At 67.0% G+C, this 21,698-nt stretch carries 17 protein-coding genes; 9 read left to right on the top strand and 8 right to left on the bottom strand.

Annotated features, from left to right (window positions below):
• Positions 1-196 precede the first annotated feature (196 nt).
• Genes ACYVDN_RS08105 through ACYVDN_RS08095 form a run of 3 tightly spaced genes read left to right on the top strand, consistent with a single transcriptional unit; the run spans position 197 to position 3,467 of the window.
• The gene (locus ACYVDN_RS08105) at positions 197-1,549 is read left to right on the top strand and encodes a type 2 periplasmic-binding domain-containing protein (protein WP_460570209.1); all 1,353 of its coding nucleotides are present in this window, start codon (positions 197-199) and stop codon (positions 1,547-1,549) included.
• A gap of 33 nt (positions 1,550-1,582) precedes the next feature.
• Entirely contained in the window at positions 1,583-2,560 is a 978-nt protein-coding gene (locus tag ACYVDN_RS08100; RefSeq protein ID WP_460570207.1) for a carbohydrate ABC transporter permease, read from the top strand.
• A gap of 1 nt (position 2,561) precedes the next feature.
• Positions 2,562-3,467: a carbohydrate ABC transporter permease gene (locus ACYVDN_RS08095; RefSeq protein ID WP_460570205.1), complete on the top strand. Its 906-nt coding sequence runs from the start codon at positions 2,562-2,564 to the stop codon at positions 3,465-3,467.
• A 6-nt stretch (positions 3,468-3,473) separates the two neighbouring features.
• On the opposite strand, the gene ACYVDN_RS08090 is transcribed toward ACYVDN_RS08095, so the two are convergent.
• Together ACYVDN_RS08090 and ACYVDN_RS08085 are read right to left on the bottom strand one after the other, a co-directional pair.
• Positions 3,474-4,481, bottom strand: a complete 1,008-nt coding sequence (locus tag ACYVDN_RS08090) for a LacI family DNA-binding transcriptional regulator (RefSeq protein ID WP_460570203.1) — start codon at positions 4,479-4,481, stop codon at positions 3,474-3,476.
• 78 nt (positions 4,482-4,559) lie between these two features.
• Positions 4,560-7,277 (bottom strand): phosphoenolpyruvate carboxylase, encoded by a 2,718-nt coding sequence (locus ACYVDN_RS08085; RefSeq protein WP_460570201.1) that lies wholly within the window; start codon positions 7,275-7,277, stop codon positions 4,560-4,562.
• A gap of 106 nt (positions 7,278-7,383) precedes the next feature.
• On the opposite strand from ACYVDN_RS08085, the gene ACYVDN_RS08080 reads away from it, so the two are divergent.
• Positions 7,384-7,722: an SdpI family protein gene (locus ACYVDN_RS08080; protein ID WP_460570199.1), complete on the top strand. Its 339-nt coding sequence runs from the start codon at positions 7,384-7,386 to the stop codon at positions 7,720-7,722.
• A 54-nt stretch (positions 7,723-7,776) separates the two neighbouring features.
• Here ACYVDN_RS08080 and ACYVDN_RS08075 read toward each other — a convergent pair whose 3' ends face one another.
• The 3 genes from ACYVDN_RS08075 to ACYVDN_RS08065 form a co-directional block, all read right to left on the bottom strand.
• Positions 7,777-8,328 (bottom strand): P-loop nucleotide/nucleoside kinase family protein, encoded by a 552-nt coding sequence (locus tag ACYVDN_RS08075; protein WP_460570197.1) that lies wholly within the window; start codon positions 8,326-8,328, stop codon positions 7,777-7,779.
• An 87-nt stretch (positions 8,329-8,415) separates the two neighbouring features.
• On the bottom strand, positions 8,416-8,844 hold the full coding sequence (locus tag ACYVDN_RS08070) for a VOC family protein (RefSeq protein ID WP_460570195.1): 429 nt from the start codon (positions 8,842-8,844) through the stop codon (positions 8,416-8,418).
• A 76-nt stretch (positions 8,845-8,920) separates the two neighbouring features.
• The gene (locus ACYVDN_RS08065) at positions 8,921-9,169 is read right to left on the bottom strand and encodes a hypothetical protein (protein ID WP_460570193.1); all 249 of its coding nucleotides are present in this window, start codon (positions 9,167-9,169) and stop codon (positions 8,921-8,923) included.
• 329 nt (positions 9,170-9,498) lie between these two features.
• Between ACYVDN_RS08065 and phoU the strand changes: the two genes are divergently transcribed.
• Positions 9,499-10,176 (top strand): phosphate signaling complex PhoU family protein, encoded by a 678-nt coding sequence (phoU, locus tag ACYVDN_RS08060; RefSeq protein ID WP_460570191.1) that lies wholly within the window; start codon positions 9,499-9,501, stop codon positions 10,174-10,176.
• 64 nt (positions 10,177-10,240) lie between these two features.
• Here phoU and hrpA read toward each other — a convergent pair whose 3' ends face one another.
• Both hrpA and ACYVDN_RS08050 read right to left on the bottom strand, forming a co-directional pair.
• Positions 10,241-14,134 carry an ATP-dependent RNA helicase gene (gene hrpA / locus ACYVDN_RS08055; RefSeq protein ID WP_460570189.1) on the bottom strand — a complete coding sequence of 1,298 codons (3,894 nt, stop codon included), beginning with the start codon at positions 14,132-14,134 and terminating at the stop codon, positions 10,241-10,243.
• Between the two features lie 54 nt (positions 14,135-14,188).
• Positions 14,189-15,697 carry an APC family permease gene (locus tag ACYVDN_RS08050; protein WP_460570187.1) on the bottom strand — a complete coding sequence of 503 codons (1,509 nt, stop codon included), beginning with the start codon at positions 15,695-15,697 and terminating at the stop codon, positions 14,189-14,191.
• A gap of 212 nt (positions 15,698-15,909) precedes the next feature.
• Between ACYVDN_RS08050 and ACYVDN_RS08045 the strand changes: the two genes are divergently transcribed.
• The 4 genes from ACYVDN_RS08045 (at position 15,910) to ACYVDN_RS08030 (ending at position 20,264) form a co-directional block, all read left to right on the top strand.
• Complete coding sequence (locus ACYVDN_RS08045; RefSeq protein ID WP_460570184.1) at positions 15,910-16,659, top strand: AzlC family ABC transporter permease; 750 nt, start codon at positions 15,910-15,912, stop codon at positions 16,657-16,659.
• The gene (locus ACYVDN_RS08040; RefSeq protein ID WP_460570182.1) at positions 16,656-16,967 is read left to right on the top strand and encodes an AzlD domain-containing protein; all 312 of its coding nucleotides are present in this window, start codon (positions 16,656-16,658) and stop codon (positions 16,965-16,967) included. The genes ACYVDN_RS08045 and ACYVDN_RS08040 overlap by 4 nt, the downstream gene beginning before the upstream one ends.
• A 219-nt stretch (positions 16,968-17,186) precedes the next feature.
• The gene (locus ACYVDN_RS08035; protein ID WP_460570180.1) at positions 17,187-18,602 is read left to right on the top strand and encodes a zinc-binding metallopeptidase family protein; all 1,416 of its coding nucleotides are present in this window, start codon (positions 17,187-17,189) and stop codon (positions 18,600-18,602) included.
• A gap of 90 nt (positions 18,603-18,692) precedes the next feature.
• Positions 18,693-20,264, top strand: a complete 1,572-nt coding sequence (locus ACYVDN_RS08030; RefSeq protein WP_460570178.1) for a long-chain-fatty-acid--CoA ligase — start codon at positions 18,693-18,695, stop codon at positions 20,262-20,264.
• A 62-nt stretch (positions 20,265-20,326) separates the two neighbouring features.
• On the opposite strand, the gene ACYVDN_RS08025 is transcribed toward ACYVDN_RS08030, so the two are convergent.
• Entirely contained in the window at positions 20,327-21,613 is a 1,287-nt protein-coding gene (locus ACYVDN_RS08025) for an MFS transporter (protein WP_460570176.1), read from the bottom strand.
• Positions 21,614-21,698 lie beyond the last annotated feature (85 nt).

Below are 21,698 nucleotides of genomic sequence, written 5' to 3'. Positions count from 1 at the left end.
CGAATTTCGGGCCCTTCGACGCCAGCATCCTTGGCTCACCGCGATCGTGGACGGGCAAAGCACGAAAATGTGCCCGAGAAAATGGGGCTTGCCCCTAGCACGGGGGGTGCTACGGTTGCCACGTTGAAATGCGTTCGGGCGCCCTCAATGGCTCGCAACGCTGCGGCACCGTCACGACAAGGAGGTCGAACGCGACATGGTGACGAGCAACAGATCGCTCTCGCGGCGAGGGTTTCTCGCGGCGGGTCTCGGCGCAGCCGCGGTTCCACTGTTGGCGGGGTGCTCGAGCAACCTGGGGACGACGGTGGCCTCCGGGCTCTTCGGAACGAGGCTGCCGACGGAGACCCTGGTCTACTGGAACCTCTTCGGCGGAGGCGACGGCACCCGCATGGAGGCGATGGAGGCCGGCTACCGCAAACAGTACGGACCGAACTCGCTGCAAGCGACCACGTTCGCATGGGGCAATCCGTACTACACGAAGGTGACCCTGGCCACCGTGGGCAACAAGCCTCCGGACGTGGCGGTCTCGCACCTGACCCGCGCGAAGCCTCTCTGGAGCGGAGGACTCCTCGAGCCGATCACCACGGACGACCTCGCCCTGGTCGGCCTGAGCGCCTCGGACTTCTCCAAGCGGCCGTGGGACGCGCAGCGCACGGACGGCCAGAACATCGCGGTTCCGCTGGACACGCATCCGATCGTCATGTTCTTCAATGCGGATGTCTGCAAGAAGGCCGGCCTCGTCGATTCGGGCGGAAAGCTCGTGAACCTCGACGACATGGACAAGTTCGAGGCGGCGCTCGCCGCGATCAGCAAGGTCACGGGCGGCGCGGCCATGACCGTTCCGAACGTCGGCGGGGAGACCGCAACGCCATGGCGCGTGTTCTGGACCTTCTACAACCAGCACAAGGGCGTTCCGCCTTTCCTCTCCGACAACGGAGCGAAGCTGACGGTCGACGCGGATGTCTGGGGCGAGGTGAACGATCGGCTTCAGTCGTGGGTGAAGAAGGGCTGGGTCAACCAGGCGCTCGACTACGCGACGGCGGAGTCGTACATGTTCACCGGAAAGTCCGGGCTCTATCTCGAAGGCGAATGGGAGATCACGACTGCGCAGTCCATCAAGGGGCTGAAGTTCGGCATGGTTCCGATACCCATGCTGTACGACGTGCCGGCGACGCAGGCCGACTCGCACACCTTCGTGCTCCCGCGCAAGAACCGCACTGACGAGCAGCGCAAGCAGGCGATGCTCTTCATCAAATCGATGCTGGACCAGAGCCTCACGTGGGCGAAGGGCGGTCACATCCCCGCCTTCCTGCCCGTTGCGAACAGTGCGGAGTACAAGGCGCTCTCACCGCAATCCGACTATGCGTCGGCCGCCGAGCACGCGGTGTACGACGATCCTGCCTGGTACGGCGGCTCGGGTTCGACCTTCGAGGGCATCGTCGGCGCCCAACTCGGGCTCATCCAGCAGCTCGCACTCTCTCCCCAGGCGGCCCTGCAGGCAGTCAAGGACCAACTCGGGGTGTATCTGAACACCCCGAGCCCGCTCTGACCCCACGAATTCTCGACCGGAGGAAACAACGACGTGACCACCGCATCCGTCACTCAGGTGCGTCCCAGCACCACTCGCGGGCTTTCCGCCACCTACACGAAATCGCCTCTGCACCGCAGGGACGGTCGGAGCGCCTGGCTGTTCATCGCACCGTTCGCCATCTTCTATCTGGCGTTCCTGCTCGGACCCACCATCTACATGCTGGTGATGAGCTTCTTCAACACCTCCATGGTGCACAGCGGGCTCGGTTCGTTCGCCGGCTTCGCGAACTACGCGGAGATGCTCAGCCGTCCGGACTTCTGGAGCTCGCTGTGGCACACGCTGCAGTTCACGCTCTACACGACGCCGCCGCTGGTGATCCTGGCGTTCGTCTTCGCGGTTCTGACCAACAGGATGAACAGGGGTCAGTGGTTCTTCCGTCTGGCGTTCTTCCTGCCGTTCATCCTGCCGTCCGCCACCATCTCGCTGATCTGGGTCTTCATCTTCACCCCCGGCACCGGGCTGTGGGCGCTGATGCAGACCTGGCTCGGAATGACGCCAGGGTCTGGCGTGCTCTCGAGCCCGAACACCGCCATGATCGGCATCGCCATCGCGACCCTGTGGTGGACGCTCGGCTTCAACTACGTGCTCTACCTCGCCGGCCTGCAGGAGATTCCTCGCGAACTGTATGAGGCGGCCGCGGTCGACGGCGCGACCGCATGGTCGCAGATCTGGTACATCACGCTGCCGATGCTGCGTCGCACGACGACGTTGGTCGTGCTGCTGCAGATCATCGCGAGCCTGAAGATCTTCGATCAGGTCTATCTGATGACGAGCGGCGGCCCCGGCGTCTCGACCCAGGTCTCGCTGCAGCTCATCACGGGAACGGCCTTCACCGACAACCGGTTGGGTGCCGGATCGGCCGCGAGCGTTCTGCTGTTCATCGTCATCATCGCGATCGCGATCATCCGCGAAGTCTTCGATCGGGTGTCGACCAGAAACGATCGTGCGAGCGCAAGGAAGGAGGCCTGAGATGGCGATCACCACTGCACGGCCGCGTATGAAGTCCCCGATCTCCGCAGCCGCTCCCTCAGCCAGAGCCTCCCGGTCACGGGTCAGCGGGCGCACGTTCAACATCGTGTCGATGATCGTCTTGATCGTCTTCGCGATCCTGTGGCTCATCCCGAGCCTGTTCGCGCTCAAGACCTCGCTGACGTCGAACGGGACGGCTGCGCTCGGCGCCTCCTCGATCCTGAGCGACTGGAATCCGACGCTCGCCTCCTACGCGTCGTACTTCCAATCCGGCGATATCTGGAACTGGTACATCGCAAGCGGTATCACGTCGGTGGTCACCGCTGTGCTCACCGTGTTCTTCGCATCGATGACGGCGTTCGCACTGTCGCGTCTGAAGTTCCGCGGATCGAACATCGTGCTGCTCTTGATCATCCTGGGCATCATGATCCCCAGCCAGGTGCTCATCGTGCCGATCTTCCAAGAGCTCAACGCGATGAACCTGCTGAACACCTACTGGTCGGTGATCTTCCCGCAGGTTCCCGCCGTGATCGCGGTCTTCATCTTCAAGCAGTTCTTCGATGGTCTGCCCGTCGAATTGGAGGAGGCAGCGAGGATCGACGGCGCCAGCCAATGGCGGGTGTATTGGTCGGTGGTGCTGCCGCTGTCGCGTCCGGTTCTGGCCGCGGTGGTCATCCTCACCTTCGTCGGCGTCTGGAACAACCTGCTGCTGCCGCTGTTCGTCTTGTCCAACCCCGATCTGATGACGGTTCCGGTCGGCCTCGCCACGGTGCAGGGCAGCTACGGCCAGCGCTACGCCGACATTCAGGCCGGCGCGATGCTCGCGGCGCTTCCGCTGATCATCCTGTACCTGATCTTCCAGAGGCAGATCGTCGAAGGGGTCACGGGCAGCGGGCTCAAGGGCTGAGCGAGTTCAGCGGCTCCGGGTGCTCTCGCGCTCGATGATGCGATGAGGGATGTTCGTCACGGTGATCGGCCGAGTACGATCTGTGATCCGCTCGGACAGACGGTCGAGCGCCGCGTCGATGAACGCGAGTTTGTCGAATGACACGGTGGTCAGGGGCGGGGTGGCGTAGCGGCCGTCGGCGACATCGTCGAAACCGGCGACCGACACGCCCTGCGGCACCTGGATCCCACGGCTCCAGAGCTCGCTGAGCGCACCGATCGCGATGGAGTCGGTGAAGCAGAAGAACGCGTCGGGCATGCGTTCGCGGTCCAAGAAGGCGCCGACGGCCTGGGCGCCGCCTCGAGGGGACCAGTCGTCGCATCCGATCTCCAGCGCGGGATCGTGCGGGATGCCCGCGTCGGCCAGCGCGCGACGGTAGCCCTTCGTGCGCAAGCGTGCGGTGAACGTCATGCTGCGTATGGGCGACCCCACGACGGCGATGTGGTTCAGGCCGTGACGGATGAGCGTCGTGGTCATGGCGTAGGCAGCCTGGTCTGGCTCGACCTGGACCTGATCGAGCCGGTTCTGCTCCACCTCGCCGATCAGGACCGCGGGCGGCACCTGCAACGGGTCCTCCGGCAGCGCGAACTCGTCCGAGACGATCGGGTTCAGCACGAGGCCGTCGACCATGCGAGCGCGAGCTCGCGACAGCAGCTCGGTCTCGCGCTCCGGCTTGCCGCCGGTCTCTTCGATCTGCACACCCCAGCCGCGATCGTGCGCCCCTTCCACGAAATGATGGGCCATCTCGGCCGAGTACGGCGTTGCCAGATCGGGCAGTGCCAACGCGATCACGCCTGTGCGGCCGTTGCGCAGCCCGCGTGCGCTGAGGTTCGGCACGTAGTCGAGCTCTGCGAGCGCCTTGTTGACCCGCTCCTTGGTCTCCGGGCGCACGAAGACGCCGCCGTTGATGACGTTGGAGACGGTCTTCGGTGACACGTTGGCGAGTGCCGCGACATCCTTCACCGTTGCGCGCACTGAACCCCCGCAAGTCGAATACCTTTGCGCGAGCCTACTCCCGGCGGATGCGCACGCAACCGACCGCCTGGCGCGGCATCAACCCGTATTTTGAAGCCCGGCCGCGACGCCGTTCACGGAGAGCAGGAGCAGCCGGCGCAGCTCGTCCTGCTGCGTCTGGTCGATTGCTGCGGCATCCGTGTCGGAGCGGAGCGCGCGCAATGCACGCAGCTGCAGCAGCGAGAGCGCGTCGACGTAGGGGCTCCGCAGGCGCACCGCACGACGCAGCACAGCCTTGCCTGCCAACAGCTCGGACCCCCCGCTCGTGCGCAGCGCCCAGTCGCGGGTGAGCTCCATCTCCTCCATCACGAGGTCGGCGAGATCGTCGCGGTCGCCCAGGTCGAGGTAGCGGCGGGCGAGGCGCTCGTCGGTCTTCGCGAGCGACATCTCGACGTTCTCGATCATGGTGCGGAACAGCGGCCAGCGGGCGTAGGCATCCTGCAGCAGCTTCTCGTCGCCGACAGCGGCCATCGCCGAGCCGAGGCCGAACCAGCCGGTGAGGTTGATGCGCGCCTGGGTCCACGCGAACACCCACGGGATGGCGCGCAGGTCTTCGAGAGACTCGAGCGAGAGGCCGCGGCGCGCAGGGCGTGAGCCGAGCGCGAGAAGGCCGATCTCCTCCTGAGGGGTGACCCGTCCGAACCAGGGAGCGAAGCCGTCGGCGCGCACGAGCTCGAAGAAGCGCTCGCGACTCACCTTGTCGAGCTGTGCGGCGAGGTCGGCGAACTCATCGGCCGCAGCCGCGTTGCGCTCGCCGATCGATGGCGCGGATGCCATCAGGGTCGCCGCCGCGATCTGCTCGAGGTGGCGCACCGCGATCACCGGATCGCCGTACTGGGCGAAGATGACCTCGCCCTGCTCGGTGAGCTTGAAGCGTCCGTCGACCGATCCCGGCGGCTGCGCGAGCACGGCCTCGTTCGCGGGTCCGCCTCCCCGGCCGAGCGCGCCGCCGCGACCGTGGAACAGCGTGAGCACTATGTCGTTGCGAGCAGCCCAGTCGGAGATGCGCGCCTGCGCCTTGTACAGCGCGAGGGTGGCCGAGACAGGACCGACATCCTTCGACGAGTCCGAGTACCCGAGCATCACCTCGAGCCTGCGACCGGTCTGCTCGAGGCGGGAGGCCACCTCGGGGAGCGTGATCATGACGTCGAGGATGTCCGTTGAGGCATCCAGATCGGCGAACGTCTCGAACAGTGGGATGACGTCGAGCACTGGCGCGTTCTCCGGCGACCCGAGCGCGTGCTCTGCGAGTCGATACACGTTCGCGATGTCATCCGCCGACTGGGTGAACGACACGATGTAGCGGCGTGCGGCATCCACGCCGTAGCGGTTCTGCAGGTGGGCGATCACGCGGAAGACGTCGAGCACCTCCGCGCTGAGGTCGTCGAGGTCGTCATCACCTCGTGCGCCTGCGGCGACCGCCTCGAGGGTCTGCCTGTGCACCTTGGAGTGCTGGCGCACCTCGAGCTCGGCGAGGTGGAATCCGAACGTCTCCACCTGCCAGATGAGGTGCTGCACCTCGCCGTACGCGTTGCGCAGGTCGCCGGCCTCTTCGAGGGAGCGCTGCACGATGCGCAGGTCGGCGAGCAGGGCATCCGGGTTCTCGTACGCCAAGTCGGCGTCGCGTCGACGGGTTGCCGCGATGCGGTCGGCGATCACGAGGAGCACCCGGCGGTGGGGTTCGTTGGGGGAGCGCTTGGCGACATCCGCCGTGAGGTCTTCGGCGAGAGCGCGCTGCTGGCGCCACAGCGCCGAGAGCTCCTGACTGGCCGGGGTGTCTCCTGCGTCGAGCGTGAGGGTGCGGCCGATGCGGTCCGTTGCGCGTTCGAGGCCGAGCAGCACGTGCTCCGACGCGATCGCTGCCGCCTTGCGGGTGACCTTCGCGGTGACGAACGGGTTGCCGTCACGGTCGGCGCCGATCCAGCTGCCGAAGCGCACGAACGAGCGGGCCGCGGGCGGCTTCGGCGAGGCATCCGCTCCGGCCAGTCGCTCATCGATCAGACGGTAGACGCGCGGGATGACCTGGAAGAGGGTCTGGTCGAAGATGTTCATGGCCGTGCGCACCTCGTCGAGCGGGGTGGGACGGTCGGCTCTCAACGGCTGGGTGCGCCACAGCGTGTCGATCTCGGCGAGCAGCTGGCGCTCGTTCTCCGAGCGCGCGAGAGCGCCGAGCCTGGGGTCGTCGTACTCGGCGACGAGGTCGCTGATGCGGCGGATCGCGTAGGCGACGGCACGACGGCGCGCCTCGGTCGGGTGCGCAGTGAGCACCGGCCGGAACTCGAGATCCGACACCCGCTTGCGCGCTTCGTCGTCGCCCACCTCGGCGCTGAGCGCGGCGAACGCGCTGGCGAAGGACTCGGCGGGGCGCCCGCCGTCGACGGCGCCGGGTTCGCGCGCGAGAAGCACCCGCACGCGGTGTCGTTCCTCTGCGAGGTTGACCAGGTGGAAGTAGCAGGTGAACGCCCGGGCCACCTGCTCGGCACGCTCGAGGCTGAAGCCCTGCACGAGCGCCTCGGCGTCTTCGATGGATGCCTCGCCCTTGCGTTCGTAGGCGCCGATGGTCAGTGAGCGTAACTTTTCGACATCATCGAGCAGATCCTGCCCGCCGGACTCGGCAAGCACTCTCCCCAGCAGACCGCCGAGAAAGCGCACATCGGAACGGAGTGCCTCTGGCACGTCGCCGCTGCGCACATGGCGAGGGTCGAGGATGCCCGGCTCTTCGGACGGAGTGGAATTCGAGTGGGGCGCGTTCGTCATCGCGTCCAGGCTACCCAGCGTGTGTTGCCGGGAGGAAAACGGGGGCTATGTCTCTGCGGTGGGCGGGCTTCTCGACCGGGAAACGGGCAGCCGTTATTCTGCTCCCATGGGCACAGCCGTCTCGGTTCTCGCGTGGGTTTTCACCGTTCTGCTGGCTGTGCTGTTCGTCACCTGCATTCTCGCGTCCCGAGACCGGGTCAGCGAGAACCGGTACTTCGGTCTGAAGCTTCCTGCGCTCCTGCGGAGCGAGTCGGCATGGCGCAACGGCCATCGCGCCGCTATCCTGCCCGCCGGCATCATGGTGGTCATCGCGCTGGTCTGCGCGATCATCGGGCTCGCGGTGCCGGCCGTGTATTGGGGCTCGATCGCGGCATTCGTGATCGGGGTCGTGTGGACCATGATCGCGGCGACCCGCGCGGCTCGGGCGACCCCCGAGGACAGCTGAGGCACTGCCCGCATTCGCCTCGGGCGTCCGGACTACCCGCGTCGGTTGTGCCTGCTACGCATAGCGCTGGTGCGGGGCGACCGGTTTCAGCGCGAATGCTTCGACGATGAGTTGCGCGGCGGCATCCGGATCGGACTCCTCGGTGTCGATGAGGAGGTCGGTCGGCGGGATGTCGACGGTGTCCTTCGAGACGCGGATCCTGCGCAGCGTGTCGAGGTCGGTGAGCTTCTCGAATTCGTGTCGGCTCGGTAGGCCGATGCGGCGCTCCTGCTCGGCTTCGGAGACTGCGAGCTGCACGAAGTGGATGTTGCCGCCAGCCTCTTCGACGACGCGGCGCGTGCGGTCGCCCAACCCGGCGGGAACCGTGGACTCCGGGGCGAAAGTGAAGATGAGGGACGTGTCGGATGACACAGCCTCGGCGAACGTGGCAAGCCAGAACTGCTCCCGAAGCCTGACGAAGGATGCCGACGCGAACGGGAAGACGGCGGTCAGAGCATCCACGATCAGGTGATTGTGGAAGACGCGGAAGTTGATCTGTTCGCTCAGTGCCCGCGCCACGGTCAGCTTGCCCGCCGCGGCGGGGCCATGCAGGAAGACCAGGTCCATGCGCCCCGATGGTATCGGACCGGTTGTGTGTCGCCAGTGGCGGGTATCGCTGCCAGTGATGGTGGGTGGTGCCCGACGGATAGCCCCTCAGTCGTGCACTCCGGTGACGGATCCCGTGTCATCCGTTTGGTAGAGGCCCTTGCTGAGATCGACAAGGACGAGCCTGTTTCCGAAGGGATCCTCCGCGATCGAAACGCGCCCGACCGGGATCTCGATCGCCGGCCGGATGATTCGCCCGCCGACGGACTCGATGAATCGAGCGGCGGCGATCGCATCGTGCACGAGCCAGTTGGGTTCGGACTGCAATCGCGTAGTGAGCACGATTTCGGTCCTGGACTGCGGGCACTCAAGGCCGGCCTGTCCGATCGCGTCGTTTCGCCAGCGCAGCCGATGACCGAGTCGGTCGCGGTAGAACGCGACGCCCGCATCCAGATCGGGGACTGCCAACGTGACGGCGTCGACGGCCAAGAGAAGCGGATCGCGGATGTCGGCGTTCGCCGCCTCTGTGCTGTCCATGGGCAGAGTCTCCTCGCCGGGTCCGACATCCTTGTCGCCCGTCGCTCACGACTTGGGTGGCCTGCTCCCGCGCGGTCTAAGCGGTCGGCGTTCCCGTGGCGGTCGGTGTGCCTGTGGTGGTCGCGGGCGGCGGAGCGGTCGGGCCGATCGGGCCGGGCTCACCCTGCCACACCGTGACCGTGCCGTCCGCGCCGAGGCGGGCATCCGCACTCCACCACGTTTGTATGCCGCACGGACCATGCAACTGCGATTCTTCGAGCCGCACTCGAGTGCTGCTGTGCAGCTCCGGGTCATTCGCGGACGTGACGGTCAGGGTGTAGCTCACCGTTCGCGGCGGAAACCTCTTGTTCGGGACGACGAGCTGAAGAACCTCGCTGCGAGCGCTCGATACGCACCGACTGTCCAGGCACGCCCGCATGTCGGCGGCGGGGTGGGCCTGCAACCACGGCGAGACATCCAACCACACGCCTGGTGGATAAGCGGCGGCGTCCGAACATCCGATAGGGCTGCATCCGGCGAGCGCCTGTGACACCGCCAAGGCGAGTACGGCCATCACTGCACTCCGTCGCACATGCACAGTCTGCCCTTCGTTGCGGCGGCGTCCTACGCGTCGTCTACAGTCATTGGGGGATTGGGTGTAGTGGGGAGGCCCTGATGCGTGCAGTGTTCCAGGTCGAGTTGGCCGAAGTTCAGGATCGGCTTGTCGACATCGCGGAGCTCGTGCTGAGGGCCATCCGCCGTGCCACCGTCGCTCTGGAGACAGCCGACATCGAGCTAGCCGAGGAAGTGATCGGCGACGATCCTCAGATCGATGCCATGGCCACGGGGCTGGATGAGCTGGTCATCCAGATTCTCGCCCGGCAGGCGCCTGTTGCACGCGACCTCAGGGTCGCGGTCAGCGCGTTGCGGATCAGCGCCAATCTGGAGCGGATGGGCGATCTCGCCAGACATGTCGCCGAACTCGCCCGCCGCCGCTTCCCCAGCAGGGTCGCACCGGACCAATTGAGAGACACGTTCACCCGGATGGCGTCCGAAGACATCCGGGCCGCCGAGGCCCTCGTGCGGCTGCTGCGCACCGCCGACCTCGCCGTCGCCGACGAATTGATCGAGTCCGACACGGCGATCGACAAGCTGCACCGCTCCGTGTTCGATACCGTCACCGACCAAGGATGGGATGAAGCGGCGCAACAGACGGTCGATGCAACGCTCGCCTCACGCTATCTGGAGCGATTCGGGGACCAAGCCGTTTCGGTGGCCCGAAAGGTCGCCTACCTCGACACCGGTGAATGGAACCAGCACGAGCCGAGCACGGGGCGCTCCTCAGCTACCTGACCCGAACCCGAAGTCGGTGAAGGCATCCAACCATGTAGCCCGTGTTCGCGCGAACCTGTGCGCGCTACCCCGCGAGCACCTTCTGGATGCGCTGCAACGACACGGTCTCCGCGGTGCCGAGCTGTTGGGCGAACAAGCTGACGCGCAGTTCCTCGAGCATCCAACGGGCGTGCACCAGGGACGGTCGGGCGTGCGCGGGGAGCGGGATCGCACCGCCGGCATCCGTGAAGCGCGAAGTGGCGGTCTGCACCTCTGTCATCCACACGCGATCGCGGCCCGGGTTGTCGGGCAGCCGCTGGATGCGCCACGCAATCGCCTGCAGGTAGCGCGGCAGGTGCCGCAACTGCACCAGTCCGGTCCGTGAGACGAATCCAGGGAAGACGAGTCCCGCCAGTTGGGTCTTCGCGTCGGTGAGCGCCCCGAGGAGTGCCATCGACGATGTCGCCGAGAGCGCCTTGTCTGCGGCGCGATGCTCGGTGAGGATGCGTGCGACCAGAGAGACCGTGCCGAACAGGGCATCCATCACCCCTGCCGACACTCGGTCGCGGATCGCCTCGAACTCGGTCCGCGTGAAGACGAGTCCACCGGCAGCGACCTCGAACAGCACGGAGTCGATGACCGCGGCCAGGCAGTCCTCGAAGAGCGCTTTCGTCGACGGGTACGGACTGGCCGCAAGGGCGAGCTTCTCTGCCCCGGTGAGGTGTTCTTGCACGTATCCGGAGGGCGACGGGATGTCGTTCAGGAGCAGTCTGCGTACGCCGTCCGGAAGCGACGCCTCCTGCTCCTGCTGCGTGCCGACGACCCGGATGGCGACGCCGTCCTTCTCGACGACGAGCGTGGGATATCCGCGGATGACACTGCGAGGCATCCCGGTTCCGCGCCCGCCCTGCTCGGTGTCGACGAAGCGCGGAAGCTCGTCGAAGTCCCAGGTGGTGAGGCCGGTGCGCTCGATCGGATCGCGACGCTGAACGGATGCCTTCGCCACGCTCTCGCGCACCTTCGGCGCCAGAGAACGCTGCAGTTCGCCGACATCCTTGCCGCTCGCCACGACGCGAGAGCGCTCATCGATCACTCGGAACGTGATGCGCAGATGAGGGGGAACCCGCTCAAGATCGAAGTCTGTTGCGTCGACCGGGGTGCCGGTGAGTCGTTTGATCGTGCGGGCGAGGATGACCGAGAAGGACTCCGCCCCTGCGCCGGCGGCGGCGCCCGAAGCTGCACCGACGCCGGAGCTCCGCGCTGAACCGAGGCCGTCCGGCAGCTCCGCCGCGATGCGTGCGGCCCAGTCGGCCGCAGGCACGACCGACCGCCGCAGCGCCTTCGGGAGGGTGCGGATGAGCGCCGTGATCAGCTCGGTGCGGAGCCCGGGCACCTGGGCGTCGAACCCGATCGGCGACAGACGGGGGAGCAGCGCGAGCGGCACCTGTACGGTGACGCCGTCGTCCTCTTCGCCGGGCTCGAAGCGGTAGGTCACCGCGAGACGCTGATCGCCCTGGCGCCAGACGGGAGGGAAGGCATCCTCATCGACCTTCGCCTCCTCGACGTCGTCGACGAGGTCTTCGCGGCGCATGGTGAGCAGTCCGCCGTTGGTCCGACGCTCCTGCCGCCACCACGACTCGAAGGAGCGGGTGTCGGTGACCTCTCGTGGGATGCGCTCTTCGAAGAAGGCGACCATGGCTTCGTCATCCATCAGGATGTCGCGCCGCCGCGTGCGCTCCTCGACCTTCTCGAGCTCGGTGCGCAACTTGGCATTCGCACGCTGGAAGTCGAACGCGTGGTCCCGCCCGCGTGCCGCGGCATCCACCGGCCACTCGCCGTCGACGAGCGCATGCCTGATGAAGAGGTCCCTTGCGAGGGGCGCGTCGATGCGCCCGAGCTGCGCCCGCCGCTTCGCGACGATCGGCAGGCCGAACAGCGTGACGCGCTCGAAGACGACGGCCGAACCCTGCCGCTTCTCCCAGTGCGGCTCGCTGTAGCTGCGACGCACCAGGTCGCCGGCGAGCGGCTCGGCCCATGCCGGGTCGATGGCGGCGTTCATTCGGGCGAAGAGCCTGCTCGTCTCCACCAGCTCGGCGCTCATGATCGCCTGCGGCTGCTTCTTGGCCAGCGCGGAGCCCGGGAACACGAGAAAGCGCGTGTTCCTCGCGCCGAGATAGTCCTTCTTCTGCGCGTCGCGCAGGCCGAGATGGGAGAGCAGTCCAGCGAGAAGCGCCTTGTGGATGCCGTCGGCGTCAACCTTGGCATCCTTCGGCACCAGTCCGAGCGGCTTGGCGGTGCGCCGCAGCTGACGGTAGAGGTCCTGCCATTCGCGGATGCGCAGGTAGTTCAGGTACTCCGCCTTGCACAGGCGGCGGAACGCGCTCGACGAGAGCTCCTTCTGCTTCTGCTCGAGGTGGTTCCAGAGGTTCAGCAGCGTCAGGAAGTCGCTCGTCGGGTCGACGAACCTTGCGTGCTGCTGGTCGGCCTGGGCTCGACGCTCGAGAGGACGCTCGCGCGGATCCTGGATGGTCAGCCCCGCGACGATCGCCATCACCTCCCGCACCACGTCGTTGCTGCCGGCCTCCACCAGCATCCGCCCGAAACGCGGGTCGATCGGCAGCCTTGCGAGGGTGCGGCCGGTCTTCGTCAAGCGGCCGTCGCTCACGGCGTTCAGTTCGGCGAGCAGGTCGAGTCCGTCCTTGACCCCGCGCGAGTCTGGCGGGGTGAGGAAGGGGAACGCATCGATGTCGCCGAGCCCCAGCGAGATCATCTGCAGGATGACCGCCGCGAGGTTCGTGCGCAGAATCTCCGGCTCGGTGAACTCGGGCCGCTTCTCGAAGTCCTCCTCCGAGTACAGCCTGATCGCGATGCCGTCGCTGGTTCGGCCGGAGCGTCCTGAGCGCTGCTTCGCGGATGCCTGCGAGATCGCCTCGATCGGCAGGCGCTGCACCTTGGCGCGCGTCGAGTACCGCGAGATGCGCGCCGTGCCGGCGTCGATCACGTACCGGATGCCCGGCACGGTCAGGCTCGTCTCCGCCACGTTCGTCGACAGCACGACGCGACGGCGGATGCCCGCGGGCACGGGGCCGAACACGCGGTGCTGGTCGGCTGCTGAGAGCCGTCCGTACAGCGGGAGCACCTGCGTGGCATCCGCCTGCCCTTGTCGCGTGAGGTGTCCGCGCACGGCGTCTTCGGCATCCCTGATCTCGGTCTCGCCGGACAGGAACACGAGCACGTCGCCGGGCTTCTCAAGTGCCAGCTCATCGAGGGCGTCCGTGATGCCGGTCAAATAGTCCTTGTCGACGGCTGGTGCGACATCCACATCGTCGTCGTCGCCCTCGTCTTCGGCGACGAGCGGGCGGTAACGCACCTCGACGGGGTAGGTGCGCCCGGAGACCTCGATCACGGGTGCGGGGCGTCCTTTGGCATCCGCGAAGTGCCGGGCGAAGCTGTCCGGGTCGATCGTCGCGCTCGTGACGATGACCTTGAGATCGGGGCGGCGGGGGAGCAGGCGCTTCACATAACCGAGCAGGAAGTCGATCGTGAGGCTGCGCTCGTGTGCCTCGTCGATGATGATCGTGTCGTAGGCCTTGAGGTCGCGGTCGCGGTGGATCTCATTCAGCAGGATGCCGTCCGTCATCACCTTGATGCGTGTCGCCTTCGACACCTCGTCGGTGAACCGAACCTTGTAGCCGACCAGTCCGCCGACCTCGTCCCCGAGTTCTTCCGCGACGCGCTCGGCGATCGCTCGGGCCGCGATGCGGCGGGGCTGCGTGTGCCCGATCGACTCGCGACCGAGCTGCAGGCAGATCTTGGGCAGCTGCGTGGTCTTGCCCGACCCGGTCTCGCCCGCCACGATCACGACCTGGTTCGCCTCGATGGCGCGCGCGATGTCTTCCCGTCGCTCGCTGACAGGCAGCTCGGGTGGGAAGTGGATGGCGGGGATGCCGCGATCAGGAGCGGCCTGGACGGAAGACATCAGCCTTCCATCCTATTCGTGCGCGATGCCTCCCGATGAGCAGCCCGACCACACCTACTTCTGGAAGTGCTCCGGATCGGTTCGCGGATCGATCACGGAGACGTTGACCGTCGCCGCGGGGATCTCGTCACCGGTCTCGAGGGGCCGCCTGGCGAAGTACTTGGAACCCTTGCGCCAGTAGATCGCCATCGGCACGAGGCCGATCGCGATGGTACCGATGCCGATGATCAGAACGAGCGGGTCCTGGCCGGGGATCGAGAAGATGAAGACGAGCGTCATGAAGACTGCTCCGATCGCGGGCCACAAGCCGATGAAGATGAAGTTCCTCACCGATTTGAAGATCTGCTTGCGATACGCCACGACGACGGCCGCACCGGCGAGTGCGTAATAGAACGCGATCTGGAAACCGATCGAGCTGATCGCGGCGCTCATGATGCTTCCGACGCTGCCGAGGAAGTTCGACCCGATGAACAGCACCAGCGAGACGCCCGTGACGACGAGCGTCGCGAAGGCGGGCGTCTTCCACTTCGCGTGGGTCCTGCCGAATCGCGCGGGAAGGGTGCGATCACGCCCCATGGCGAACAACGAGCGGGTCACCTGGATCAGAGTCGTCTCCAGGGTGGCGATCGTGGAGAGCATGACCGCGACGATGAGGATCTTGCCGCCGACGCCGGGGATGATCGCCTGTCCGAGCTGACCGATCAGGTTGTTGCTGTTCTCAATGGTCTTCTCGGGCAGCATCACCTGGGTGGCGATCGTGAACACCTCGAACAGCAGGAACACGATGATCACACCGATGATGCCGCCCATGCCCGACGACTTCTTGCCGTTGGTCGTCTCCTCGTTGAGGTTCGAGCTGACATCCCAGCCCCAGTAGTAGAAGGCCGCGATAAGCGCCGCACCGAGGAATCCGGAAAAGCCGCCGAAGTGGCTGAACCCGAACCAGTCCCAGGAGAACGCGGCCCCGTTGGCGTGCGACCCGGCCATCGCCTTGATGATCGCGATGAGGCCGAAGACCACGAGGATGGCCACTTCGATCGAGGACATGATCCACTGCGCTACGGCAGTGACGGTCACGCCGACGAGTACGCAGATCGCCATCACCAGGAACCACGCAGCACCGACGAGCGTGACGAGCCAGGTGTCGCCAGCCGCTTTCTCGGAGAACAGCGAAACGGTGTACTGGCCGGCGGGGAGAGCACCGGCGACCATGAAGATCGTCGCCGAGATGACGAGAGACCAACCGGAGAGGTAACCGAGCACGGGGTGCAGTGCGCGTCCGACCCACGAATACGACGCACCCGCGTTCACGTCCGAGCGACCGAGGTACGAGAACGCGAACGCGATTCCGAGCATCGGGATGCCGCACCAGAGCAATGCAGCAGGGGAAGCGAGACCGGCTACGCCGATCAGCAGGGCGGTCGTCGCCGCGATCGAATAGGCGGGAGCGCTGCCCGCGACGGCCATCACCACCGCTCCCGCGCCGCTGACACCGTTCGCCTTCAGCTGGTGCGGCTGCTCCTGCGCCGGATCCGGTGCTTCGCTGATCGCTGGTTTCGACATGCTGCATCCTTCGAAAGGTGCCAAGCGGCGCTGATGGCTCGGCGACCTGCGCCGACGGTTCCGCGGCGGCATTGTCGCGGAACAAGCGCTGAACGTATCACCGTGACGCCGCGACGGCGATACCTGAGGCCGACTCGAGGTCTCGAAATGTGTGCGGGATTGCCGAGTCGACCGGACACATCGCCGAACCCTGCCCCTGGCAGACTGGCCGGATGAAGCTGTGGCGTTCGCCGGCGGCCCGCACGGGGGCATCCGTGGCCATCGCCACCGGCCTTTATGGAGTGTCGTTCGGTGCGCTCGGCGTGGCATCCGGCCTGGACTTCTGGCAGACCATGGCGCTCAGCCTGCTGTTGTTCTCCGGCGGCTCGCAGTTCGCCTTCATCGGTGTGCTGGCAGGAGGCGGCAGCGGGGGAGCAGCCCTCGGGTCGGCGGCGCTGCTGGGCATCCGCAATGCCGTCTACGGCATGCAGTTGAACGCCCTGTTGCGACCTCGTGGATGGCTGCGCTTCGCCGCTGCTCAGGTCACCATCGACGAGTCGATGGCCACAGCCAGCGCGCAGACCGATCCCGCCGAGCAGAAGAGAGCTTTCTGGGTCACGGGCATCGGCATATTCCTGTTGTGGAATGTGTTCACGGCACTCGGCGCACTGCTCGGCAAGGCGATCGGCGACCCCAAGGCGTGGGGGCTCGATGGAGCCGCCGTCGCCGCGTTCCTCGGGTTGCTCTGGCCACGACTCAAGGGCCGCGAGCCGGTGGCCATCGCGGTCGCGTGCGCCGTGGTGACGGTGGTCGCCGTGCCGTTCGTGCCACCGGGCATCCCGGTGCTCATCGCGGCTGCGGTCGCAGCGGTCTGGGGTCTGTTCGGCGTCGGCCGACCCGACGAAGGACTCGAACCCGACGTGGAACCTCACGAGCCGCACGACTCGACGGGGTCCACGGAGCCGACGGAGCCGACGGCATGACGACCTGGCTCTACATCCTCGCAGCGGCGGTCGTCGCGTATCTCACCAAGCTGGTCGGCTACCTCGTGCCGGCCAAGGTGCTGAAGAACAAGCGGATGACCCGTGTGGCCGGCGCCCTCACGATCGGACTGCTGGCATCCCTCACCGTGCTCAACACGCTGGCCTCCGGCCAGCAGCTGGTGTTCGACGCGCGAATCGGGTCGTTCATCGCGGCCATGATCGCGCTGCTGCTGCGCGCTCCGTTCCTCGTCGTCGTGATCGTCGGCGCGCTCGCGGCCGCGTTGCTGCGGCTCGCCGGGCTGCCGTGAGGTCGCTCCGCTGGTCGAGTAGCGCCGGCGGAAGGCCGACGCGTATCGAGACCCGTGTCGGTGCGAGCGAGGTCTCGATACGCGTGGCGGCTGCGCCGTCGCGCTACTAGACCAGCGGGGGCGTGACGGCTGCGCCGTCGCGCTACTCGACCAGCGGGGGCGAGGCGACTGCGCCGTCGTGCTACTCGACCAGCAGAGTGGGTCGGAGAGAATAGAACGATGGATGCGACAGCCCAGGCGGTAGCGCTGCTGCGCGAACTCATTCGCAACGCGTGCGTGAACGACGGCAGCCCGGACTCCGGGCACGAGGAGCGCAGCGCCCGCACGCTCGAGGGGTATTTCGCGGCATCCGGCATCGATGTCGAGCTCGTCGAGCCGCATCCCGGCAGGGTCAGCCTCATCGTTCGCATCCCCGGCACCGACCCGGCGGCACCGACCCTTGCCCTGGTCGGCCACACCGATGTGGTCCCCGTCGTCGCGGACGCCTGGGTGCACGACCCTTTCGCCGCCGTGCTCGACGATGACGGCGTCATCTGGGGCAGGGGAGCGCTCGACATGCTCGCCATCACGGTCGCCTACGCGATCGTCGCCCGTGAGGTCGCCGAGGAGCCCCTCCCCGGCGGGTTGGTCTTCGCCGCAGTGGCCGACGAAGAGGGCGGCGGCAGGCTCGGAACCGACTGGATCCTGAAGCACCGTCCGGAGCTGCTTCGCGCGGATGCCGCCATCACCGAGTCGGGCGGAGTGCCGTTGCGGTCCCTCGACGTTTCGACCGGCGACCTCGGTCCCGTGGGCGGGGTGACCGTCACGGTTGCGGAGAAGGGCATCTCCACCAGGCGGCTGAAGGTGCGTGGGCTCCCGGCACACGGCTCGACCCCGTACGGATCGGTCAACGCTGCGGTGCTGGCCGCGCGCGCCATCGAGCGCATCGCCGCGCATCCGTCGCCCGCAGTGATCGACGAGTTCTGGCCCCGCTACGTCGACGCGGCGGGATTCCCGCCCAGTGTCGCCGCGCGCCTTGTCGATCCCGAGACTCTCGACTCCGCGCTCCCCGAGCTCGGTCCGCTCGCAGGGCTGGCGCACGCACTTACTCACACCACCGTCTCGCCGACGATCGTGCGGGGCGGAGATGCGCGCAACGTCATCCCGGGCGCCGCCGAGGTGGTGCTCGACGTGCGCACGCTGCCGGGAGTCACGCCGCGGGATGTCGACGCCTTGATCGTCGATGCGCTCGGCGATCTCGCGCCGTACGTCACGGTGACCAGCGAGGGGGATGCCCCGTCCAGCTCGTCGGCGACGGGTACGCCGCTGTTCGAGGCGATTCGGGCATCCATCGCCGACGTGTATCCGCACGCGGACGCCGTTCCGGTGGTCGCGCCGGGCGGCTCCGACGGGCGGTTCCTGCGCTGGGCGGGCATCCCTACCTACGGATTCGACGTGCTCAGCGAACGTTGGACCCACGCCGCGGTCAGGCGAGGGATGCACGGCAACGACGAGCACATCGATGTGGCGTCGATCCGGGCGAGCATCACCGCGCTGCGAGGCGTCGTGCGCCGGTACCTCGGCACACCACGGGAGGCCGGAGTCGGTGCATCCGCTCGGGGATCGACGGAGTCTGCGCCCGGCCGGAACGTGTAGGTTTCTCACCATCAGCGCCGCTCGCTGAGGGAGCCGTCTCGCACCCTCTCGACGCGCCGGAATGCCATGTCAACGACGACAAGGAGCACCATGAGCAAGCACGCCGCAGCTCCGACCGGTTTCGCGACCGTCTCGGTGGCCTCGATCCTGGCCGAGGCTGCCAGGCAGAATCCCGATCGCATCGCCGTGATCTTCGGCGAACAGCAGATCAGCTACGCGCAGCTGTGGCAGGAGACCAAGCGCTACGCAGGCGCGCTGCTGGCACGGGGCGTCGGTGAGGGCACGCCGGTGGCCGTGCTCATTCCCAACGTGCCCGACTTCCCCCGGGTCTACTTCGCTGTCTTGGCGCTCGGTGGAGTGGTCGTGCCGGTGCACGCGCTGCTCAAGGCGGACGAGATCGCGTACGTGTTGAAGGACTCCGGCGCGGTCGCGCTGGTCTGCGCGGCGCCGCTGCTGGGCGAGGGAGCGAAGGGGGCCGCCGCAGCCGGCGTCGACGTGCTGAGCGTGCTGGTGCCCGACGAGATGCAGGCGACGTTGCCGTTCCCGCGGCTGGAGGACGAGGCATCCGTGGCCGAGCCCGTCGATGGCTACCTGCCGCGCGATCCGTTCGACACGGCGACGATCCTGTACACGAGCGGCACGACAGGAAAGCCGAAGGGCGCAGAGGGATGCCACTTCGCGATCGTCGAGCAGACCAGCTCGCTGCTCACCGACGCGTTCGACCTCAGCGCTGACGACCGCATTCTCGGATGCCTCCCTTTGTTCCACACGTTCGGCCAGGTCTGCGTGATGAACGTGGGCTTCCGCGCGGGCGCCACCGTCGTGCTGGTGCCGAAGTTCGACGGCGCGACGGCGCTCGACCTGCTGAACAAGCACGAGTGCACGATCATGACCGGCGTGCCGACCATGTACATCGCCCTGCTCGAGGCTGCGAAGGCGAACGAGGAGCGGCCACCCCTGAGGTACGGGCTGTCCGGCGGATCCGCCCTGCCGCTCGCGGTGATCGAGCGGTTCAAGGAGGTGTACGGGGTGAACATCCACGAGGGCTATGGCCTGACCGAGACATCCCCCGTCGCCACCTTCAACATCGTCGGCAAGCCGACGCGCGCCGGCACCGTCGGCCAGCCGCTGTGGGGCGTCGAGGTGGAGGTGGCGGACCCCGAGATCGATGACCGCATCGTGCTGCTGCCGCGTGAGCAGCTCGGCGAGATCGTCGTGCGCGGGCACAACCTGATGAAGGGGTACCTGAACCTGCCGGAGGCGACGGCGGAGGCCGTCATCGACGGCTGGTTCCGCACCGGCGACCTGGGCACCAAGAGCGACGACGACTACGTCACGATCGTCGACCGCAAGAAGGACATGATCGTGCGGAACGGCTACAACGTCTATCCGCGCGAGGTGGAGGAGGTGCTGGCAGCTCATCCCGCCGTGTCGATGGTCGCGGTGTTCGGCGTCTCGCACGAGAGCCACGGCCAGGAGATCATGGCCGCCGTCACGCTGATGCCAGGCGCGGAGGCCACGCCAGACGAGCTGATCGAACACGTCAAGGAGCGCGTCGCCGCCTACAAGTACCCGCGGCGGGTCGAGATCGTGGAGTCACTTCCGCTCGGACCGAGCGGCAAGGTGCTGAAACGGGAGCTGATCAGGGTCTACGACGTCTGACCCGTTGCTGGTCGAGTAGCGCCGCCGATGGCGACGCGTATCGAGACCCCACCGAGCCGTGATCACCGTGTGGGCGGCCAGGTGACCAGATCGGCCTCCCACGTCTCCGGTCGGCCGATCCGGCGCACGGCGCGCATCGTGGCGAACGCGATGAATCCGACGAGCAGGAGCGCTGCGAATGCCGCCAGCGACCATCCGACGCCGACAGATGCGAGCAGCGCTCCGCCGACGAGCGGTGCGATCGGTGCGACGGTCGTCCAGGAGAGGGACAGCACCGAGTTCATCCGAGCCTGCATATTCTGCGGCGTGATCGCTCCGACGTAACCGAGCAGTCCGGCGTTCACCGGCGGAACGGAGATCGTCATCGCGGCGATCAGCACGACGTACTCGACATACTGCGTGGCGAAGGCGAGCCCGAACCCGAATAGCACGGAGGGCGCCATGCAGATGATCGCCAGCGGGCCAGAAGGGAACCTCTTCACCAGGCTCGGTGAGACGATCGCTCCGGCCAGCATGGCGACACCGGAGACCACGTCGACGAGGGCGATCAGCAGGGGAGCGGTGTGCGTCGCGACCAGGTGCAGGTTGATCGTCACGATGATTCCACCGAACGCCAGGTTGAGCAGCGCGAAGACGCCGATGCCGGTGCGGATGATCGGCACGGCCAGCACGAACCTGAATCCGTCGACGAGGGAGGCGACGGCGCCCTGCGTGTCTTCGTGATGGCGACGGTCGTTCAACGGGGTGCGCACGAACAGCGTCGTGATGCCGGCGAGCAGGTACGTCACGGTGCCTGCGAGGAACGGCAATGCTCTGCTGATGCCGTAGAACAACCCGCCGAGCGGACCAGCGAGCAGGCTCGCCACGGCGCCTCGGCCCTGCATCGCGGCCATCGCCGTTCCCAGCTGCTCTGAGCTGACGACGTAGCGGATGCCCGCCGCCTCCGTCGGCGCGTAGAAGGCCGCGATCGCGGAGGCCACCAGGAGCGCCGCAGCCAGCTCCCATGCGTTCAGTACGCCAGCGGCATCCGCCCACCACAGTCCGAACCAGATGACGGCTCCGAGCGCAGAGCAGACCAGCAGGATTCGCCGCCGGTCGATGCGGTCGGCGATGACGCCGGCGGGCAGGGTCGCCACCAGCACGCCGACCTCGCTGATCGCGGCGATCACTCCGGACCAGAACACCGACCCCGTGATGCCGAAGGCGATCAGTGGAACGGCGAAGACCGCGATGCCATTGCCCAGCAGTTGGCCTGTCTTGCCGGTCATCAGCAGAAGGTACGGCGCGTTGTGCCAGAGGCTTGCCGCCGTCATGCGGGACGTTGTCGCGTCGGGCGTCGGGGTGGTCATGGGGGCCAGCCTAGATTCGCAACACATCTTGCGCAAGAGAAAGTGCGCAAGATTCTTTGTCTAAATCCGGGGCACCGCCTAGACT

This window comes from Humibacter soli, assembly GCF_054779035.1.
This window is presented reverse-complemented; position numbering and strand designations above follow the sequence as displayed.